The sequence below is a fragment of the Streptomyces sp. NPDC060232 genome, assembly GCF_042726555.1.
Lineage (GTDB): Bacteria > Actinomycetota > Actinomycetes > Streptomycetales > Streptomycetaceae > Streptomyces.
In genome coordinates this window covers 1-17,884 of sequence record NZ_JBHXAG010000007.1, presented here as the reverse complement: position 1 = coordinate 17,884, position 17,884 = coordinate 1, and the positions used below count along the sequence as shown (strand labels likewise).

The 17,884-nt window shown below is 71.3% G+C and carries 13 protein-coding genes; 8 read left to right on the top strand and 5 right to left on the bottom strand.

The window, feature by feature from the left end:
* Positions 1-37 precede the first annotated feature (37 nt).
* On the top strand, positions 38-1,420 hold the full coding sequence (locus ACFWFZ_RS12580) for a glycine--tRNA ligase (protein ID WP_387120724.1): 1,383 nt from the start codon (positions 38-40) through the stop codon (positions 1,418-1,420).
* A gap of 108 nt (positions 1,421-1,528) precedes the next feature.
* Here ACFWFZ_RS12580 and ACFWFZ_RS12575 read toward each other — a convergent pair whose 3' ends face one another.
* Complete coding sequence (locus ACFWFZ_RS12575) at positions 1,529-2,977, bottom strand: MFS transporter (RefSeq protein WP_387120721.1); 1,449 nt, start codon at positions 2,975-2,977, stop codon at positions 1,529-1,531.
* Between the two features lie 33 nt (positions 2,978-3,010).
* On the opposite strand from ACFWFZ_RS12575, the gene dusB reads away from it, so the two are divergent.
* The 3 genes from dusB (at position 3,011) to ACFWFZ_RS12560 (ending at position 8,630) form a co-directional block, all read left to right on the top strand.
* A complete protein-coding gene (dusB, locus tag ACFWFZ_RS12570) occupies positions 3,011-4,171 on the top strand; it encodes a tRNA dihydrouridine synthase DusB (protein ID WP_387121314.1) in 1,161 nt (386 codons plus the stop codon).
* Positions 4,172-4,535: 364 nt separating this feature from the next.
* Complete coding sequence (ppdK, locus tag ACFWFZ_RS12565) at positions 4,536-7,244, top strand: pyruvate, phosphate dikinase (protein WP_387120718.1); 2,709 nt, start codon at positions 4,536-4,538, stop codon at positions 7,242-7,244.
* 387 nt (positions 7,245-7,631) lie between these two features.
* Positions 7,632-8,630: a helix-turn-helix domain-containing protein gene (locus ACFWFZ_RS12560; protein ID WP_387120715.1), complete on the top strand. Its 999-nt coding sequence runs from the start codon at positions 7,632-7,634 to the stop codon at positions 8,628-8,630.
* Positions 8,631-8,696: 66 nt separating this feature from the next.
* Here ACFWFZ_RS12560 and ACFWFZ_RS12555 read toward each other — a convergent pair whose 3' ends face one another.
* Positions 8,697-9,857: an alkaline phosphatase PhoX gene (locus ACFWFZ_RS12555; RefSeq protein ID WP_387120712.1), complete on the bottom strand. Its 1,161-nt coding sequence runs from the start codon at positions 9,855-9,857 to the stop codon at positions 8,697-8,699.
* Between the two features lie 599 nt (positions 9,858-10,456).
* On the opposite strand from ACFWFZ_RS12555, the gene ACFWFZ_RS12550 reads away from it, so the two are divergent.
* A complete protein-coding gene (locus tag ACFWFZ_RS12550; protein WP_387120709.1) occupies positions 10,457-10,870 on the top strand; it encodes a VOC family protein in 414 nt (137 codons plus the stop codon).
* Positions 10,871-10,904: 34 nt separating this feature from the next.
* On the opposite strand, the gene nirD is transcribed toward ACFWFZ_RS12550, so the two are convergent.
* From nirD to ACFWFZ_RS12535, 3 genes are read right to left on the bottom strand one after another with little or no spacing between them, the layout of a single operon-like run.
* Positions 10,905-11,237, bottom strand: a complete 333-nt coding sequence (nirD, locus tag ACFWFZ_RS12545; protein WP_030026854.1) for a nitrite reductase small subunit NirD — start codon at positions 11,235-11,237, stop codon at positions 10,905-10,907.
* Positions 11,234-13,759 carry a nitrite reductase large subunit NirB gene (nirB, locus tag ACFWFZ_RS12540; RefSeq protein ID WP_387120706.1) on the bottom strand — a complete coding sequence of 842 codons (2,526 nt, stop codon included), beginning with the start codon at positions 13,757-13,759 and terminating at the stop codon, positions 11,234-11,236. The genes nirD and nirB overlap by 4 nt, the downstream gene beginning before the upstream one ends.
* A 1-nt stretch (position 13,760) precedes the next feature.
* A complete protein-coding gene (locus ACFWFZ_RS12535) occupies positions 13,761-15,035 on the bottom strand; it encodes an NAD(P)/FAD-dependent oxidoreductase (protein WP_387120703.1) in 1,275 nt (424 codons plus the stop codon).
* A 157-nt stretch (positions 15,036-15,192) separates the two neighbouring features.
* Between ACFWFZ_RS12535 and ACFWFZ_RS12530 the strand changes: the two genes are divergently transcribed.
* The 3 genes from ACFWFZ_RS12530 to ACFWFZ_RS12520 all read left to right on the top strand — a co-directional run bounded on the left by ACFWFZ_RS12530 (position 15,193) and on the right by ACFWFZ_RS12520 (position 17,746).
* A complete protein-coding gene (locus ACFWFZ_RS12530; RefSeq protein ID WP_387120700.1) occupies positions 15,193-16,488 on the top strand; it encodes a ferric reductase-like transmembrane domain-containing protein in 1,296 nt (431 codons plus the stop codon).
* Between the two features lie 162 nt (positions 16,489-16,650).
* Entirely contained in the window at positions 16,651-16,932 is a 282-nt protein-coding gene (locus ACFWFZ_RS12525) for a hypothetical protein (protein WP_387120697.1), read from the top strand.
* 37 nt (positions 16,933-16,969) lie between these two features.
* Positions 16,970-17,746 (top strand): sulfite exporter TauE/SafE family protein, encoded by a 777-nt coding sequence (locus tag ACFWFZ_RS12520; protein ID WP_387120694.1) that lies wholly within the window; start codon positions 16,970-16,972, stop codon positions 17,744-17,746.
* Positions 17,747-17,884 lie beyond the last annotated feature (138 nt).

Genomic DNA, 17,884 nt, shown 5'->3' with positions numbered 1-17,884 from the left:
AGACTTCGCCGTTCGTCCTCGTAATGAAGAGAGCACCGTGGCCGCCGACAAGATCGAAACCATCGTCAGCCTGAGCAAGCGCCGTGGCTTCGTTTTCCCGTGCAGTGAGATCTACGGCGGCTCCAGGGCTGCCTGGGACTACGGCCCGCTCGGTGTCGAGCTCAAGGAGAACATCAAGCGCCAGTGGTGGAAGGCGATGGTCACCGGGCGTGAGGACGTCGTCGGTCTCGACTCGTCCGTGATCCTGGCCCCCGAGGTCTGGGTTGCCTCCGGCCACGTCGCCACTTTCTCGGACCCGCTGACCGAGTGCACCTCCTGCCACAAGCGCCACCGCGCCGACCACCTCGAAGAGGCGTACGAGGCCAAGCACGGCCGCCTCCCCGCGAACGGCCTGGCCGACGTCAACTGCCCCAACTGCGGTGTGAAGGGCCAGTTCACCGAGCCCAAGCAGTTCTCCGGCATGCTGGAGACCCACCTCGGCCCGACCCAGGACACCGGCTCCAAGGCGTACCTGCGCCCCGAGACCGCCCAGGGCATCTTCACGCAGTTCGCCCAGGTCCAGGTCACCTCGCGCAAGAAGCCGCCCTTCGGCATCGCGCAGATGGGCAAGTCCTTCCGCAACGAGATCACGCCGGGCAACTTCATCTTCCGCACCCGCGAGTTCGAGCAGATGGAGATGGAGTTCTTCGTCAAGCCGGGCGAGGACGAGCAGTGGCAGGAGTACTGGATGCAGGAGCGGTGGAACTGGTACCGCGACCTCGGCATCCGCGAGGAGAACATCCGCTGGTACGAGCACCCGAAGGAGAAGCTCTCCCACTACTCGAAGCGCACCGCCGACATCGAGTACCGCTTCAACTTCGGTGGCAGCGAGTTCTCCGAGCTTGAGGGCGTCGCCAACCGCACCGACTACGACCTCAAGGCGCACTCCGCGGCCTCCGGCCAGGACCTCACCTTCTTCGACCAGGAGGCCGGTGAGCGCTACACCCCGTTCGTCATCGAGCCGGCGGCCGGTGTCAACCGCGCCATGCTCGCCTTCATGCTCGACGCGTACAACGAGGACGAGGCCCCCAACGCCAAGGGCGTCATGGAGAAGCGCACCGTGATGCGCCTCGACCCGCGCCTGGCTCCCATCAAGGTCGCCGTCCTGCCGCTGTCCCGCAACGCGCAGCTGTCGCCGAAGGCCAAGGGCCTGGCCGCCGACCTGCGCAAGAACTGGAACATCGAGTTCGACGACGCGGGCGCCATCGGCCGCCGCTACCGCCGCCAGGACGAGATCGGTACGCCGTTCTGCGTCACCGTCGACTTCGACACCCTGGACGACAACGCGGTGACCGTGCGCGAGCGCGACACCATGAAGCAGGAGCGCGTCTCCCTGGACCAGATCCAGGCCTACCTCGGCAGCCGCCTGCTCGGCTGCTGACGGACGCCGCACGAACGACCGGTGGCCCGGCGCACACAGTGTGCGCCGGGCCACCGGTCGTTCATGGCCGTGCAGGGCGGACCGACGAGCGCGTGGCCGCGAGGGGTCTCAGGCGCGCGGGGATCCCACGGCCGCGGGGGGACCGGCGGACTCCTCCAGGGTGCGAGCCGTGCGTTCCGCCGTTCCGCGGGCCCAGCTGCCGCTCGTGGCCGCGCCCACGACCAGGACGAGCAGCCCGCACAGCGTGATGATCCACCAGGCCGGCTGGGCCGCCCCGGAGAAGCCCTGGCCGCCGGCCAGCCCGGCCGCCAGGACCGACCCGATGACCGCGACGCCGAGCGTGCCGCCCGTCTGCCGGCTGGTGGAGGCGATGGCGGCCGCGACACCTGCCTGGGCGCGCGGCATCCCGGACACCGCCGTGTTGGTGATCGGCGCGTTCACCATGCCGAAGCCGAGCCCGAAGAGCACGTACCCGGTGAAGAGGAGCGGGTTGGACGTCTCCGCCTCGAACAGGGCGAACAGCAGCCCGCTCGCCGCCATCGCCACTCCCGCGATCAGCAGGCAGATCCGCGGCCCGCGGCTGCCCACCAGCCGCCCCGCCAGCGGCGCGAACAGCACGGTCAGACCGGCCATCGGCAGCATGTAGAGCCCCGCGTGCAGGGCGCTGAGCCCCCGTACGTCCTGGAGGTAGAGCGTGTTCAGGAAGAGGAAGCCGGCCAGCCCGGCGAAGGCGCTGATCGCGATCACCGTCGAGCCGCTGAACGGCGCGCTCCGGAAGAACCGGAGGTCGATCAGCGGCTCCGCGCGCCGGGGCTCGTGCACCAGCAGCCCCACGAGCGAGGCGACGGCCACCACCGCGCACCCCATGATCAGCGGCGAGCGCCAGCCGTGGGCGGGCGCCTCGATGATCCCGTACGTCAGGCTGCCGAGCAGCGCGATGACCAGCACCTGACCCAGCGGGTCGGGGCGGCGGGGCCGGGCCGCCCGGGACTCCGGGATGTGGCGCAGGGTCAGCACGAGCGCCGCCAGGCCGATCGGCAGGTTGATCAGGAAGATCGAGCGCCAGCCCACGGAGTCCACCAGCACCCCGCCGATCAGGGGGCCCGCGGCCATGGAGATGCCCCCGACCGCGCCCCACACGCCGATGGCCCGGGCCCGCTCGGCCGGATCGGTGAAGGTGTTGGTGATGATCGACATCGCCACCGGGTTGAGCATCGCGCCGCCGACCGCCTGCACCATCCGGAAGACGATGAGCCAGCCGAGGCTCGGCGCGAGCGAGCACAGCAGCGAGCCGAGGCTGAAGGCCAGCAGACCGGCGACGAACACCTTGCGGCGGCCGATCCGGTCGGCCGTGGAGCCCATGAGCATCAGCAGTGAGGCAAGGACGAGCGTGTACGCGTCGATGGTCCACTGCAGCCCCGCGATCGAGGCGTCGAGCTCGCGTCGCATCGACGGGAGCGCGACGTTGAGCACGGTGTTGTCGAGGCTGACGATGAGCAGGCTCATGCAGCAGATCGCCAGGACGATCGTGCGCTGCCGGTGACTCGGCTCGATCATGCGCCGATGCTACGTCCGCCCGACCCCCTCGGCATGCGGGACAATGGGCGGATGACCACGCTCCCCCCGCCTCTCGCGATCGGCCCGCACACCGTGCAGCCCCCGGTGGTGCTCGCACCCATGGCCGGCATCACCAATGCCCCGTTCCGTACCCTCTGCCGGGAGTTCTCGGGCGGCAAGGGGCTGTTCGTGAGCGAGATGATCACGACCCGCGCCCTGGTCGAGCGCAACGAGAAGACCATGCAGCTGATCCACTTCGACGAGACCGAGAAGCCGCGGTCGATTCAGCTGTACGGGGTGGACCCGGTGACGGTCGGCAAGGCGGTCCGCATGATCGTCGAGGAGGGCCGCGCCGACCACATCGACCTCAACTTCGGCTGCCCCGTCCCCAAGGTCACCCGCAAGGGCGGCGGCTCGGCGCTGCCGTACAAGCGCAACCTGCTGCGCGCGATCCTGCGCGAGGCCGTCGCGGGGGCCGGCGACCTGCCGGTGACCATGAAGATGCGCAAGGGCATCGACGACGACCACCTCACCTACCTCGACGCCGGCCGCATCGCCGTCGAGGAGGGTGTCACCGCCATCGCCCTGCACGGACGGACCACCGCGCAGCACTACGGCGGGACCGCCGACTGGGACGCCATCGCGCGGCTGAAGGAGCACGTGCCGGAGATACCGGTCCTCGGCAACGGCGACATCTGGTGCGCCGAGGACGCGCTGCGCATGGTCCGCGAGACCGGCTGCGACGGCGTGGTCGTGGGGCGCGGCTGCCTGGGGCGGCCGTGGCTGTTCAACGACCTGGTGGCGGCCTTCGAGGGGCGGCCGGAGGACTTCCACCGGCCCACGCTGCGCGAGGTCGCCCGGACCATGCACCGGCATGCCCAGCTGCTGGGGGAGTGGATCGGCGACGAGACGCGCGGCGTGATCGACTTCCGTAAGCACGTCGCCTGGTACCTGAAGGGCTTCTCGGTCGGGTCCGAGATGCGCAAGAAGCTCGCGGTGACCTCTTCGCTGGCCGAGCTGGACGCTCATCTGAGCGAGCTCGACTTGGATCAAGCATGGCCGGAGAGTGCCGACGGTCCGCGCGGCCGGACGTCCGGAAACAACCGAGTTGTCCTGCCGGACGGCTGGCTGAAGGATCCGTACGACTGCGCGGGCGTGAGTGAGGACGCCGAACTGGACACCTCCGGAGGCTGACAAATCGCCCTCCGTGGCGCGTGATATACGCCACGCATGGGAGAGGTTTCGCTCAGATGAGCAGATAAGTCACGGGTAAGACTTTCAAAGGGTGGCACTGGGTGCCACCCTTTGTGTGTTCAATACTTGAACGCAAATGTATCGATGATCGCTCATCCGAGCGTAAGTAAGCCTCAAGCGCCCCCTCTTTCTTCGGGATCTGAACGCTGTGGGCCCCTTCTGGTTACCCTTGAGTTACTTTCGATCTGCTGGCGCACGGGTGGTTACGTCCGTATGACGGCCAAGTGGACGTACCCAGAAGCCTTCGATCTGGGTATGTTCCTGGCCGTCAGGGCAGCCACCGAGCCTCGAGGAGTCGAGACCCGTGTCGGAAAACAAAGATCAGAAGTTCGTCTACGACTTCACCGAGGGCAACCGCGACCTCAAGGACCTTCTCGGCGGCAAGGGCGCCAACCTCGCCGAGATGACCAACCTGGGTCTGCCGGTCCCTCCCGGCTTCACCATCACCACCGAGGCCTGCAAGGTCTACCTCGAGAGCGGCTCGGCCCCGGCCGCCCTGCGTGACGAGGTCAGCGCCCACCTTGCGGCCCTTGAGGCGAAGATGGGCAAGAAGCTCGGACAGTCGGACGACCCGCTGCTGGTCTCCGTGCGTTCCGGCGCCAAGTTCTCGATGCCCGGCATGATGGACACCGTCCTGAACATCGGCCTTTCCGACGAGTCGGTCACCGGCCTCGCCTCCCAGGCCGGTGACGAGCGCTTCGCGTGGGACTCCTACCGCCGCCTGATCCAGATGTTCGGCAAGACCGTCCTCGGCGTCGAGGGCGAGCTCTTCGAGGACGCCCTCGACGAGGCGAAGGCCGCCAAGAAGGTCACCGTCGACACCGACCTCGACGCCGCCGACCTGAAGAAGCTCGTCAAGGTCTTCAAGAAGATCGTGGCGAAGGAGGCCGGCCGCGAGTTCCCGCAGGACGCCCGCGAGCAGATGGACCTCGCCGTCGAGGCCGTCTTCAACTCGTGGAACACCGACCGCGCCAAGCTCTACCGCCGCCAGGAGCGCATCCCCAGCGACCTGGGCACCGCGGTCAACGTCTGCTCCATGGTCTTCGGCAACCTGGGTCCCGACTCCGGCACCGGCGTCGCCTTCACCCGCGACCCGGCCAGCGGCCACGCGGGCGTCTACGGCGACTACCTCCAGAACGCCCAGGGCGAGGACGTCGTCGCGGGTATCCGCAACACCGTGCCGCTCGCGGACCTGGAGTCCATCGACAAGGCGTCGTACGACCAGCTCATGACGATCATGACGACGCTGGAGACCCACTACAAGGATCTCTGCGACATCGAGTTCACGATCGAGCGCGGCCAGCTGTGGATGCTCCAGACCCGTGTCGGCAAGCGCACCGCCGGCGCCGCCTTCCGCATCGCCACCCAGCTCGTGGACCAGGGCCTGATCGACGAGGCCGAGGCCCTCCAGCGCGTCAGCGGCCACCAGCTGGCGCAGCTGATGTTCCCGCGCTTCGACGAGGGCGCCAAGGCCACCCTGCTCGGCCGCGGCATCGCCGCCTCCCCGGGCGCGGCGGTCGGCAAGGCCGTCTTCGACTCCTACACGGCCGTCAAGTGGTCCCGCTCCGGCGAGAAGGTCATCCTGATCCGCCGCGAGACCAACCCGGACGACCTGGACGGCATGATCGCCTCCGAGGGCATCCTGACCTCGCGCGGCGGCAAGACCTCCCACGCGGCCGTCGTCGCCCGCGGCATGGGCAAGACCTGCGTCTGCGGCGCCGAGGAGCTCGACGTCGACACCAAGCGCCGCCGTATGACGGTCGGCGACACGGTCATCGAAGAGGGCGACGTCGTCTCCATCGACGGTTCCACCGGCAAGGTCTACCTCGGTGAGGTACCCGTCGTACCGTCCCCGGTCGTCGAGTACTTCGAGGGCCGCATGCACGCCGGCGCCGACGACGCCGACGAGCTCGTCGCCGCCGTGCACCGGATCATGGCCTACGCGGACCGCGTCCGCCGCCTGCGGGTGCGCGCCAACGCCGACAACGCCGAGGACGCGCTGCGCGCCCGCCGCTTCGGCGCCCAGGGCATCGGCCTGTGCCGCACCGAGCACATGTTCCTCGGTGAGCGCCGCGAGATGGTCGAGCGCCTGATCCTCGCCGACACCGACGGCGAGCGCGACGAGGCACTCAGTGCCCTGCTGCCGCTGCAGAAGAAGGACTTCATCGAGCTGTTCGAGGCGATGGACGGCCTGCCCGTCACCGTCCGCCTGCTCGACCCGCCGCTGCACGAGTTCCTGCCCGACATCACCGAGCTGTCGGTGCGCGTCGCCCTCGCCGAGTCCCGCAAGGACGCCAACGAGAACGACCTGCGCCTGCTCCAGGCCGTCCACAAGCTGCACGAGCAGAACCCGATGCTGGGTCTGCGCGGTGTCCGCCTGGGCCTGGTCATCCCCGGCCTGTTCGCCATGCAGGTCCGGGCCATCGCCGAGGCCGCGGCCGAGCGCAAGAACGCCAAGGGCGACCCCCGCGTCGAGATCATGATCCCGCTCGTGGGCACCGTCCAGGAGCTGGAGATCGTCCGCGAGGAGGCCGACGCGGTCATCGCCGAGGTCGAGGCCGCCACCGGCACCACCCTCAAGCTCTCCATCGGCACCATGATCGAGCTGCCGCGCGCCGCCCTGACGGCCGCCCAGATCGCCGAGGCCGCGCAGTTCTTCTCCTTCGGCACGAACGACCTGACCCAGACGGTGTGGGGCTTCTCCCGCGACGACGTCGAGGCCAGCTTCTTCACCGCGTACCTGGAGAAGGGCATCTTCGGGGTCTCGCCCTTCGAGACCATCGACAAGGACGGCGTCGGCTCCCTCGTGCGCTACGCGGTCGAGCAGGGCCGGGCCACCCGTCCCGACCTCAAGCTCGGCGTCTGCGGCGAGCACGGCGGTGACCCCGAGTCCGTCCACTTCTTCCACGAGGTCGGCCTCGACTACGTCTCCTGCTCGCCCTTCCGGATTCCGGTGGCGCGCCTGGAGGCCGGCCGTGCGGCCGCCGAGGCGAAGGGCAGCGACAGCCGCTGACCCCGCCGGGCCCCCAAGGGCCCCATAGACCGCGCCTGTCCCCGGGTTCCCTGACTGCCCGGGGGCGGGCGCGCCTCAATTTCTTTGTTCAACAAGTCTTTACGCCAGCAGGCGGTGGACGGATCCCCACCCGTCCACCGCCGCTGTCATTCTGCCGGGCACGTCGGCGCTTCCCGGTGCGACCGACCGCCAGGCCCCGCAAAGCCCCCCACGGCCTTCGCGGAGCGTTTCGGTCGCACCGGAGTGTGCCCGGCGGAGTACAGGATTTCGGTTGTCACGCCCCTGCCGAAAGGGGTTTCAACTGTGGCCGAAAGGGCGTGGTGACCACGTGTGACTGCGTGCATACTCATGGGGCGGGGGGATTGCGGTTGCACAGGTGGGGGTTCGGTGCTGCGTATCCATTTCACTGGAGTGGACCTGGCACGCGTACGGATGGCAGGGCGTCCCGATGCGTTGTGGGAGACGATTCTCAGCTTTCACCGACTAAGAGACCGGCGCGACGCCCGGTTGTTCGGTGAATGGCGTACGGAAACCCGGAGCAGGTTGAATAGTGAAATACGCACGCTCGGTATGCTCATACCGAGTCGCGGTTATTTCCCCGATTTCCTGACCCCTGTGGAGGGGCAGTACGGGTGGGACGTGGGCCTCGACGCGCTGCGCGGGATCCGTCCCGAGCGCATGCGCCGCGAACTCCAGCTGCTGGGCGCCGGAGCGCCCACGACGCCACGGCTGCGGGACTTCATGGAGGGCGGCACCAAGCAGCTCCCGAGGCTGATGGGCGAGCTGCGCGCCTACCACCGGGCCGCCGTGGAGCCGTACTGGACCCACATACAGGCCCAGATAGAAGCCGAACGGGCGGCACGCGGCCGCGCGTTGCTCGACGGCGGCGCCGACGAGCTGCTGGCCTCGCTGCCGCCCATGCTGCGCTGGCGGGCGCCGGTACTGGAATGCGACTACCCCGTGGACCGGGACGTCCGGCTGCGGGGGCGCGGGCTGCTCCTCCAGCCGTCGTTCTTCTGCCGGCGCACCGCGGTGACCCTGCACGACCCGGAGCTGCCGCCGGTGCTGGTCTATCCGGCCGCCGCGCAACTGGCCTCCGCGCCGGGGAGCGGCGAGGCGGCCCGGCCCGCGGCGGACCAGCGCCAGCGCACCCTGGGCAAGCTGGTCGGGCACACCCGCTCGGTCGTGCTGCGGGCCATAGGGGACGGCGCAACCACCAGCGAGCTGGCCCGCCGGGCCGGTGTCTCGTTGGCCTCCGCGAGCCAGCACGCCTGCGTGATGCGCGAGGCGGGCCTGGTCACCACGCTGCGCCGCGGCAACGCGGTCCTGCACACCGTGACCCCGCTGGGAGCCGCGCTGCTCAAGGGCGGGGCGGTGGCGTCGTGACGGGCCGCACCCCGACGGGTCCGACCCGTCGGGGCGCGGCCGGCCGTGCGGGCGCGGCGCCGCTGCCTACACCCGGAACGGGCCCGTCACCTCGTAGGTGATGCCGCCGGAGGAGCTGCCGCTCGTACCCCGCTGGCTGGAGAAGTAGAGGCGGTCGCCGGCGGGCGAGAAGGCCGGGCCGGTGATCTCGGAGGAGGACTGCCCGGTGATCCGCAGGAAGGGCGCCACCACGTCGTCCGGGGTGATCACGCAGATCTCCATGGTGCCGCCGTCCTCGGCGACGTACAGGTCGCCGTACGAGGAGCCGGTGACGTTGTCGACGCCGGTCAGCGGGGCCGCGCCGCCGGGTACGAGCGAGTCGTCGTAGGCCAGCTCGTACGTGTTGTTCGTGAGGTTGAGCTGCCAGACCCGGTTGTCGCCCTTGGTGGTGAACCAGACGGTGTCGTTGGCGTAGTGGCAGCCCTCGCCGCCGCTGAACTTCTTGGAGCCGGAGACCTGGCTGCGGGTCGCCGTGGGGGAGCCGTTCGGGTCCGGGACGTTCTGCCAGGTGAAGGAGCCGGAGGTGGCCGTTCCGGCCTTGAGGACCTGGAGGGTGCCCGAGGAGAGGTCGCCCCAGGTGGTGGGGACGAAGCGGTAGAAGCAGCCGCTCGACTCGTCCTCCGTCATGTAGATCACCTGGCGCACCGGGTCGGCGGCGGCCGCCTCGTGCTTGAAGCGGCCCATCGCGGACCGGCGGACGGCCGCGTTCACGCCGTACGGGTCGGTCTCGTAGACGTAGCCGAGGCTGACCTCCTCGCAGGACAGCCAGGTGTTCCACGGGGTCTTGCCGCCCGCGCAGTTCTGCCGGGTGCCGGAGAGGATCCGGTAGGCGCCGGTGACGGTGCCGGAGGAGTTGAACTTCACCGCGCTCGCGCCGCCGGAGGGGTTGATCTCCGAGTTGGACACGTAGATCCAGCCCGAGCCGTCGGCGAAACACGCACCGCCGTCGGGAGCGCTGTGCCAGGTGTACGAGGTACCGCTGACGGTCTGGCCCGAGCGGGCGATCACCCGGCTGGTGAAACCGCTCGGGAGCATGATGCCGTTGGCGTCGGCGGCGCCGAGTGCCCCGTAGGGGCCGGCTCCGGGCTGGGCGGGAGCCGCGTAGGCCGCCCCGTGCATCAACGTGCCGCCGAAGGCGGCGGCCGACGAACCGATCACTGCGCCGCGCAGGAAGGTACGACGTTCCACGGTCACTCCTGGGGGAGGAAGGCCCCGCGGCCGGTCGGACGCGGGGTCGCACGCGTCGAGGAACCTAGGGGGCGCCAGTTGACGTGGCGCCACATCCTCATTACGCCCGGGCGACAGGTCGGCGTTCAATCCCGCGGCGGGGATTTCCACGCGCCCGCGGCATTGCGCCCGCGGCATTGCGCCCGTGGCATTGCGCCCGCGGCATTTTCCCGAGGGCCTTGGGGAACCAGGCCGCACCGGCAGGGGGCGGATTCCCGCGGCCGGCGGACGGCGTTCGCACACCGCCGCGTCCGCGAAGACCCCCGCGGCCCGGCGCCCGCGGAGCGGGCCGCCCGGCCGGCCGCACCCGCCAGTTCCGGCCTGTCTCGGCGGCCGGTGTTTAGCGTTCTCCCGCCCGGTGTCCGGCCCGGCTCACACCCTGTCAGGCCGGCTCGGTCTGCCGAGCTGGCGGCGCTGCAGCTGCGCTCACCGCCCTGACCTGCGGTTTCGTCGGTCCGGAAGAAAAGTTCAGAAAAACTTCGCGAGCGGCGATGAGTTCTCGGCGGTCCAGCGGTCTACCTCTTGAAAGCACCGGCCGAGCAGCAGAGAGAGGGACCTCGATGTCCGCGACCATGATCTTCGTCAACCTGCCCGTCAAGGACCTGGACGCCAGTAAGGCCTTCTGGGGCACGCTGGGCTACTCCTTCAACGCCCAGTTCACCGACGAGAACTGCGCCTCCATGGTCATCAGCGACACCATCGTCGCGATGCTCCTCACCGAGGCCCGCTACAAGGACTTCACCCACAAGGAGATCGCGGACGCCACCAAGACGTCCGAGGTGCTCCTGTGTCTGAGCGCCGAGAGCCGCACCGCGGTGGACGAGCTGGTGGACGGGGCCCTCGCGGCCGGCGCCACCGAGCCCCGTCCGGCCCAGGACCACGGCGTCATGTACGGCCGTGCCTTCGACGACCTCGACGGCCACACCTGGGAGATCATGTGGATGGACCCGGCCGTCGTCCAGAAGCAGGACTGACCACCGGGCCCACGACGCCCACCACTCCCTCCGGTCAGGAGGTCGCGGCGGTCCGCACCGGGTAGGTGCGGACCGCCACCTCCTCGTCGTCCAGGCAGCGCCCCGTCTCCAGGTCGAAGCGCTGCTTGAGCAGCGGGGAGGCCACGAAGGGGCGGCCCGCCGTGGCCCCCACCAGACCGCGCGAGAGCACCTGCGCCCCGGTGAAGGGGTCCTGGTTGCCGATGGCGTACGCACGCCCCGCGCGGTCGACGAACACCGCGGCCTGGCTGCCGTCGGGCAGCAGCGCCGCGACCCCGCGCCCGGGGATGAGCGCCGACAGCTCGCACACCGTCAGCCAGCCCTGCGCCACTTGCAGTTCCACGGTCATCGGACGGCACCTCCTATGGTCAGGACGGCCAGGTCGGGCTTGACCTGGTCGCGCTCGGGGACGAACTTCACGGTCGGGTCGGGAGCGCCGGGCGCGTTCACGAAGGACACGAACCGGCGCAGCCGCTCCGGGTCCTGGAGCGTCTCGGCCCACTCGTCCCGGTAGTTGGCCACGTGGTCGGCCATCAGGGACTCCAGCTCCGCGCACAGCCCCAGCGAGTCGTGCACGACCACGTCCCGCAGGTGGTCCAGGCCGCCTTCCAGCCGCTCCAGCCAGGTGGAGGTCCGCTCCAGCCGGTCGGCGGTGCGGATGTAGAACATCAGGAACCGGTCGATCAGCCGGACCAGTTCCGCGTCCGACAGGTCCTGGGCGAGGAGGTCGGCATGGCGCGGCGTGGCACCGCCGTTGCCGCCGACGTAGAGGTTCCAGCCGCTCGCCGTCGCGATGACCCCGAAGTCCTTGCTCTGCGCCTCCGCGCACTCGCGGGCGCAGCCCGACACCGCCGACTTCAGCTTGTGCGGGGCGCGCAGACCCCGGTAGCGCAGCTCCAGGTCGATGGCCATCCGGACGCTGTCCTGCACGCCGTAGCGGCACCAGGTCTGCCCGACGCAGGACTTCACCGTCCGCAGCGCCTTCCCGTAGGCATGTCCGGACTCGAAGCCGGCGTCGACGAGCCGCGCCCAGATCCGGGGGAGCTGGTCGACGCTCGCGCCGAACAGGTCGATCCGCTGACCGCCGGTGATCTTCGTGTAGAGGCCGAAGTCGCGGGCCACCTCGCCGATCACGATCAGCTTGTCGGGGGTGATCTCACCGCCGGGGATGCGCGGGACGACCGAGTAGGAGCCGTTGCGCTGCATGTTCGCGAGGAAGTGGTCGTTGGTGTCCTGGAGGGCGGCCTGCTCGCCGTCCAGCACGTATCCGCTCGCGCCGAGCGTCGCCGCGAGGGAGGCGATGATCGAGCCGACGGTCGGCTTGCAGACCTCGCAGCCGTCGCCGCCGCGTGCCTCGGGGCGGCCGTGGCCGTCGAGGATCTGCTCGTAGGAGGTCAGCCGGCGGGTGCGGACGATCTCGTAGAGCTCGGCGCGGGTGTACGGGAAGCAGCCGCACAGCCCCTTGTCGGCGGCGGCCGGGAGCAGCTGCCCGATCACCTTGATGCAGCTGCCGCAGCCGGTGCCCGCCTTGGTGCACTTCTTGACCTCGGGGAGGGTGGCGCAGGCGGTGATGGCCTTCTTCGTGACGTTGTGGCAGGAGCAGATCACCGCGTCGTCCGGGAGTGCGGACGGCCCGAGCGCGACGGGCGCGCCGACGCCCGCGGGCAGGACCAGCTGCTCGGGGGCGACGGGCGGGACGCTGCCGGTGAGCGGGCGCAGCAGGCCGTAGGAGTCGGCGTCACCGACCAGGACCCCGCCGAGGAGGACCCCGTCGGGGGAGACCACCAGCTTCTTGTAGACGCCGGAGCGGGAGTCGGACCAGACGACGTCCAGGCTGTCGGGGGCGTTGCCGTGGGCGTCGCCGAAGGAGGCCACGTCCACGCCGAGCAGCTTCAGCTTGGTGGAGAGGTCGGCTCCGGTGAACTCCTTCTCGTGGCCCAGCAGATCGTCGGCCGCTGTCTCGGCCATCTCGTAGCCGGGGGCGACCAGGCCGTAGACGCGGCCGTCGACGGCCAGGGCGCACTCGCCGATGGCGTAGACGTGCGGGTCGGAGGTGCGGCAGCGGGCGTCGACCGCGATGCCGCCGCGCTCGCCGACGTCCAGGCCTGCGTCGCGGGCCAGCTGGTCGCGGGGGCGGACGCCGGCGGAGAAGACGACGAGGTCGGTGTCGACGGTGGAGCCGTCGGAGAGCCGCATTCCGCTGACGCGGCCGTCCTCGCCGGTCACGACCTCCTGGGTGCCGACACCGGTGTGGACGGTGAGGCCCATGGACTCGATGGTGCGCAGCAGGGCAGCGCCGCCGCCCTCGTCGACCTGGACGGGCATCAGGCGCGGGGCGAATTCGACGATACGGGTGGCGAGACCGAGGCCCTGGAGGGCGCCGGCGGCCTCCAGGCCGAGGAGTCCGCCGCCGACGACCGCTCCGGTGGACTTGTCCTTCGCGTACTCCTCGATCGCGAGGAGGTCCTCGATGGTGCGGTAGACGAAGCAGCCGGGGGCGTCCTTGCCGGGGACGGGCGGCACGAAGGGGTAGCTGCCGGTGGCCAGGACCAGCACGTCGTACGGGAACACCTGCCCCGAGCGGGAGGTGACGGTGCGGGCGGCCCGGTCGATGTGTTCGGCCGGGTCGTCGAGGTGGAGGGCGATGCCGTGCTCGTCCATGAACCCGGCGGGCACCATGGACAGGTCCTCGGGGGTGCTGCCGGAGAAGTACGAGGTCAGATGCACGCGGTCGTAGGCGGGCCGGGGCTCTTCGCAGAGCACGGTGATCCGGTGCGTGGCGGTGACCCCGCGCTCGGCGAGCGCTTCGAGGTAGCGCTGGCCGACCATGCCGTGCCCGATGAGCACGATCGTGGGCAAGGGCTCGGTCATGTCAGTGGCCTCCGTCGTCGGTGAGCAGGTGGAACAGGTCGTGCGGTGCTTCCCCGCCCTCCCAGGTGCGGGCGAGGGCGCCCACGGTGGAGAGTTCGCCGAGCAGCACGCCGCCGACGAGGCGGTCGCCGCGCACGACGACCTTCCGGTAGGTCCGGCGGGTGGCGTCGGCGAGCCGGACCACGTCGTCGCCGGGGAGGGGGGTGGTCTCGCCGAAGGCGGCGAGGTCGAGGGAGCCGTCGCCGGCTCCGCCGAGGGTGAGGCGGGTGAGGGCGCGGGTGCCGGTGTAGGGCGCGGAGCCGCCCGTCAGGACCGAGGCGAGGGCGTCGGCCTGCTCCAGGGCCGCGCCGGCCAGTCCGTAGACCTGGCCGGCGTGCTCGGCGCAGTCGCCGATGGCGTGGATGCGGGGGTCGCTGGTGCGGAGCTCGTCGTCGACGAGGATGCCCTTGCGGATCTCCAGGCCGGCGGCCTGCGCCAGGCCTGTGCGGGGGCGTACGCCGCAGGCGAGCACGACGACATCGGCTTCCAGCCGGTATCTGTCGGCGAGCTCGACCCCGGTGACCCGCCGCTGGGCGATGGCGGCCCCGCCGGACTTGGCGCGGGGTCCGGGGCGGAGCCCCGGCAGCGGCACCGCAGACGTGTGCACACCACGGACCCGGCACTCCGTGTGGATCTCCACGCCGAGGTCGGTCAGGTGCGTCGCCAGCAGGGCGGAGGCGTCCGCGTCCAGCTGGCGTTCCATCAGGCGCTCGCCCTGCTGGGCGAGGACCACCACCGCTCCGCGCGCGGCGAGCGCCCGGGCGGCCGAGACGCCCAGCAGGCCCCCGCCGATCACCACCGCCCGCACCCCGGGGCGTACGGCCGCCGAGAGTGCCAGGCAGTCGTCCATCGTGCGGAACGCGTGGACCCCGTCGGGGAGTTCCCGCCCTTCCGGTTCGAACAGCCCGCGCAGCGGCGGGAGCACCGCGTTCGATCCGGTGGCCAGTACGAGGGTGTCGTAGGGGGCCACCGTGCCGTCGTCGCAGTGCACGGCCTGCTCCGCGCGGTCGACGCGCACCGCCCGGACCCCGCGCCGAAGCGCCGGGCCCGGCGCCGGGAGGGCGGTCACCTCCGGCGCGTACCGGCCCGCCAGGACCTCGGCGAGCAGGACCCTGTTGTACGGGACGTGGGTCTCCTCGCCGAGGACGGTCACCGTCGCGGCCGGGCCCAGCCGGTTCGCGAGCCGCAGGCCCGCGAGGCCGCCGCCGATCACCACCACACGCTTTTCCGAGGTCATGCCATGAGGGTGCGCGGCCGCTGTTTCCCCGCCGCATCGCCTCTGTTACCCGGACGGAACGCCGACCTCAGCGACCGGTTTAAGGGTCGGTGAGGCCTTCCTCAAGGCCGCCTTAAGGATCACCACGGCCGCTGCCGGGGCCTCTAGCGTGATCCGCATGCGAGATGCGGCGGTGCGGGTCAGGGGCGGGATCCTGGGCGGGGCGGGTGTGGTGGTCCTGCTCTGGGCGGTGCAGGTCCGTCCCTCGGCGCGGCCCGACGCGCTGTTCGCCACCGTCGCGCACCTGACCGGACTGCTCGCCGGCTACGGGGTGCTGGTGCTGCTCTTCCTGATGGCCCGGGTGCCCGCGGTCGAGCACGGGGTCGGCGCCGACCGGCTCGCCCGCTGGCACGCGTTCGGCGGCCGCCATGTCCTGCTCCTCTGCTTCGGCCACGGGCTCTTCGCCCTGCTGGGATACGCCGTGCACACGGGGGTCGACCTGGTCCGCGCCGTACGGGAGCTGCTCGGCTACCCCGCCGTAGCCGCTGCGGCGGCCGGGACCGTCCTCCTGGCCGCGGTCGGTGTGAGTTCTGCCCGGGCGGTCCGCCGCCGGATGTCGTACGAAACCTGGCGCGGGGTGCACCTGCTCGTATACCTCGCCGCAGCCCTCGGCTTCGGGCACCAGCTCGCCGGGCCCGACCTCGCCGCCGCGGCCTGGTTCTGGGCGCTCGCCCACACCGTGGTCGCCGTGCTGCTGGTCTGGTACCGCGCCGTGGTCCCCGTACGGCAGGCCCTGCGGCACGCGCTGCGGGTCGCGGAGGTCCGCTTCGAGGGGCCCGGGGTCGTCTCCGTCGTCGTCCGGGGCGAGCACCTGGCGGAACTGCGGGCCGAGCCGGGGCAGTTCCTGCGCTGGCGGTTCCTGCAGCGGGGGCTGTGGCCGACCGCCCTGCCCTTCTCCCTGTCGGCGCCCGTCCGCGGGGACACGCTGCGGATCACTGTGAAGGGGCTCGGCGGCCACTCCCGCCGTATCCGCCGGCTGCGTCCCGGTACGCGGGTCCTCGCCACCGGGCCGTTCGGTGCGCTGACCGCGGCCCGGCGGACCCGGCCCAAGGTGCTGCTGATCGCCGGCGGGGTCGGGATCACCCCGATGCGGGCACTGTTCGAGACGCTGCCGGGCGGTCCCGGGGACCTCACCCTGCTCTACCGGGCCGGAGCCGAGGAGCACCTGGTGCTGCGCGCCGAGCTGGAGGCCATCGCCGCCGAGCGGCAGGCAGGGCTGCACTACCTGCTCGGGCCTTCGGGCGCCGCCTACGACCCGCTGGCCCCGCAGGCGCTGGCCGCGCTGGTGCCCGACCTTTCCGAGCACGACGTCTACCTGTGCGGGCCGCCGGGGATGGCCGGGGCGACGCGGGCCGCGCTGCTGCGGGCCGGGGTGCCGGCCGGGCGGATCCATGCGGAGGCCTTCAGTCTCTGAGACGCGCGGGCGGGGCGGTGCCCCGGCCGGTCCGCGCCGCCCGTTCGCCCGTCGTCCCCGGCCGTCCGCGGCCTCCGCTCGCCCACCGTCCCCGGCCGGTCCGTGCCGCCCGGGCGCCCGTCGTCCCCCGCCGCTCACGCGTCCCCGAGGAGCTCCCGCCCCATGCGTCACCCGCTGCACGTCGCCCTGTCGGTGCCCGTCGGAGCCGCGGCCGCGCGGCCCGCCGCCCGGCACCGCAAGCCCCGCAGACCCTCGCCGGTGCGGACCGCGCTGGCCGCACTGGCCCGTGTACCCCCGGCGGGGCGGCTCGCGGCGGGGCTGGGGGCGGCCAGTGTGCTGGCCGCCAGCGCGCTCACGGCGGGCGTGGACCCGGCCGCTCCGGTGGCCCCGGACCGGGCCCCGGCCGGGCAAAGCTCAACCTTTGCGCAAGTTTCCGAGGATTGAATGGCCACTGCACCCGACAGCTCCATAAGGTCGGTACGTGCCTGACATATCAACGACCATGATCATCGTGCTGTGCGTGGCCGCCGCGGCTGCGGGCTGGATCGACGCGGTGGTGGGCGGCGGCGGCCTGCTGCTCCTGCCCGCACTCCTGCTGGGCCTGCCCCACGCGCATCCCGCCACCGTCCTCGGCACCAACAAGGCGGTGGCCATCGTCGGCACGGCCGGCGCGGCGGTGACCTACGTCCGCAAGGCCCCCGTGGACGTGAAGCTCGCCGTCCGCATCGGCCTGGCCGCACTCGCCGGATCGATGGGCGGCGCCGCACTCGCCGGCGGCATCAGCAAGGACGCCCTCCGGCCGATGATCATGGTGGTGCTCGTGATCGTCGCCGGCTTCGTGCTGTTCCGGCCCGGCTTCGGCACCGCCCCCTCCGCCTCGCCCGTCAGCCGCGCCCGGGTACTGCTCGCCATCGGCCTCGCCGGCCTCGGCATCGGCTTCTACGACGGCCTCATCGGGCCGGGCACCGGCACCTTCCTGGTGCTCGCGCTCACCGCCCTGCTCCACCTCGACCTGGTCACGGCCTCCGCCACCGCCAAGATCGTCAACTGCTGCACCAACGCCGGGGCGCTCGCGATGTTCGCCTACCAGGGCATGGTGCTGTGGCAGCTGGCCGCGCTGATGGCGGTGTTCAACCTGGCCGGCGGCATGATCGGCGCCCGGATGGCGCTCAAGAAGGGCAGCGGCTTCGTCCGCGGGGTGCTGCTGACCGTGGTCGGCGCTCTGGTGGTCAAGCTCGGCCTGGAGCAGTGGGGCTGACCGGCCGGAGCCGCCAGGGGGTGTCTTGTCGGTCGGGCCGGGCCCGACCGACAAGACCCTAGGGTCTGTATCGAGTTGCCCCGCGGCGTCGCGACGCCCGGCACGCACCCTCGGCGCCCGAGCCGAATGCCCCAGTCT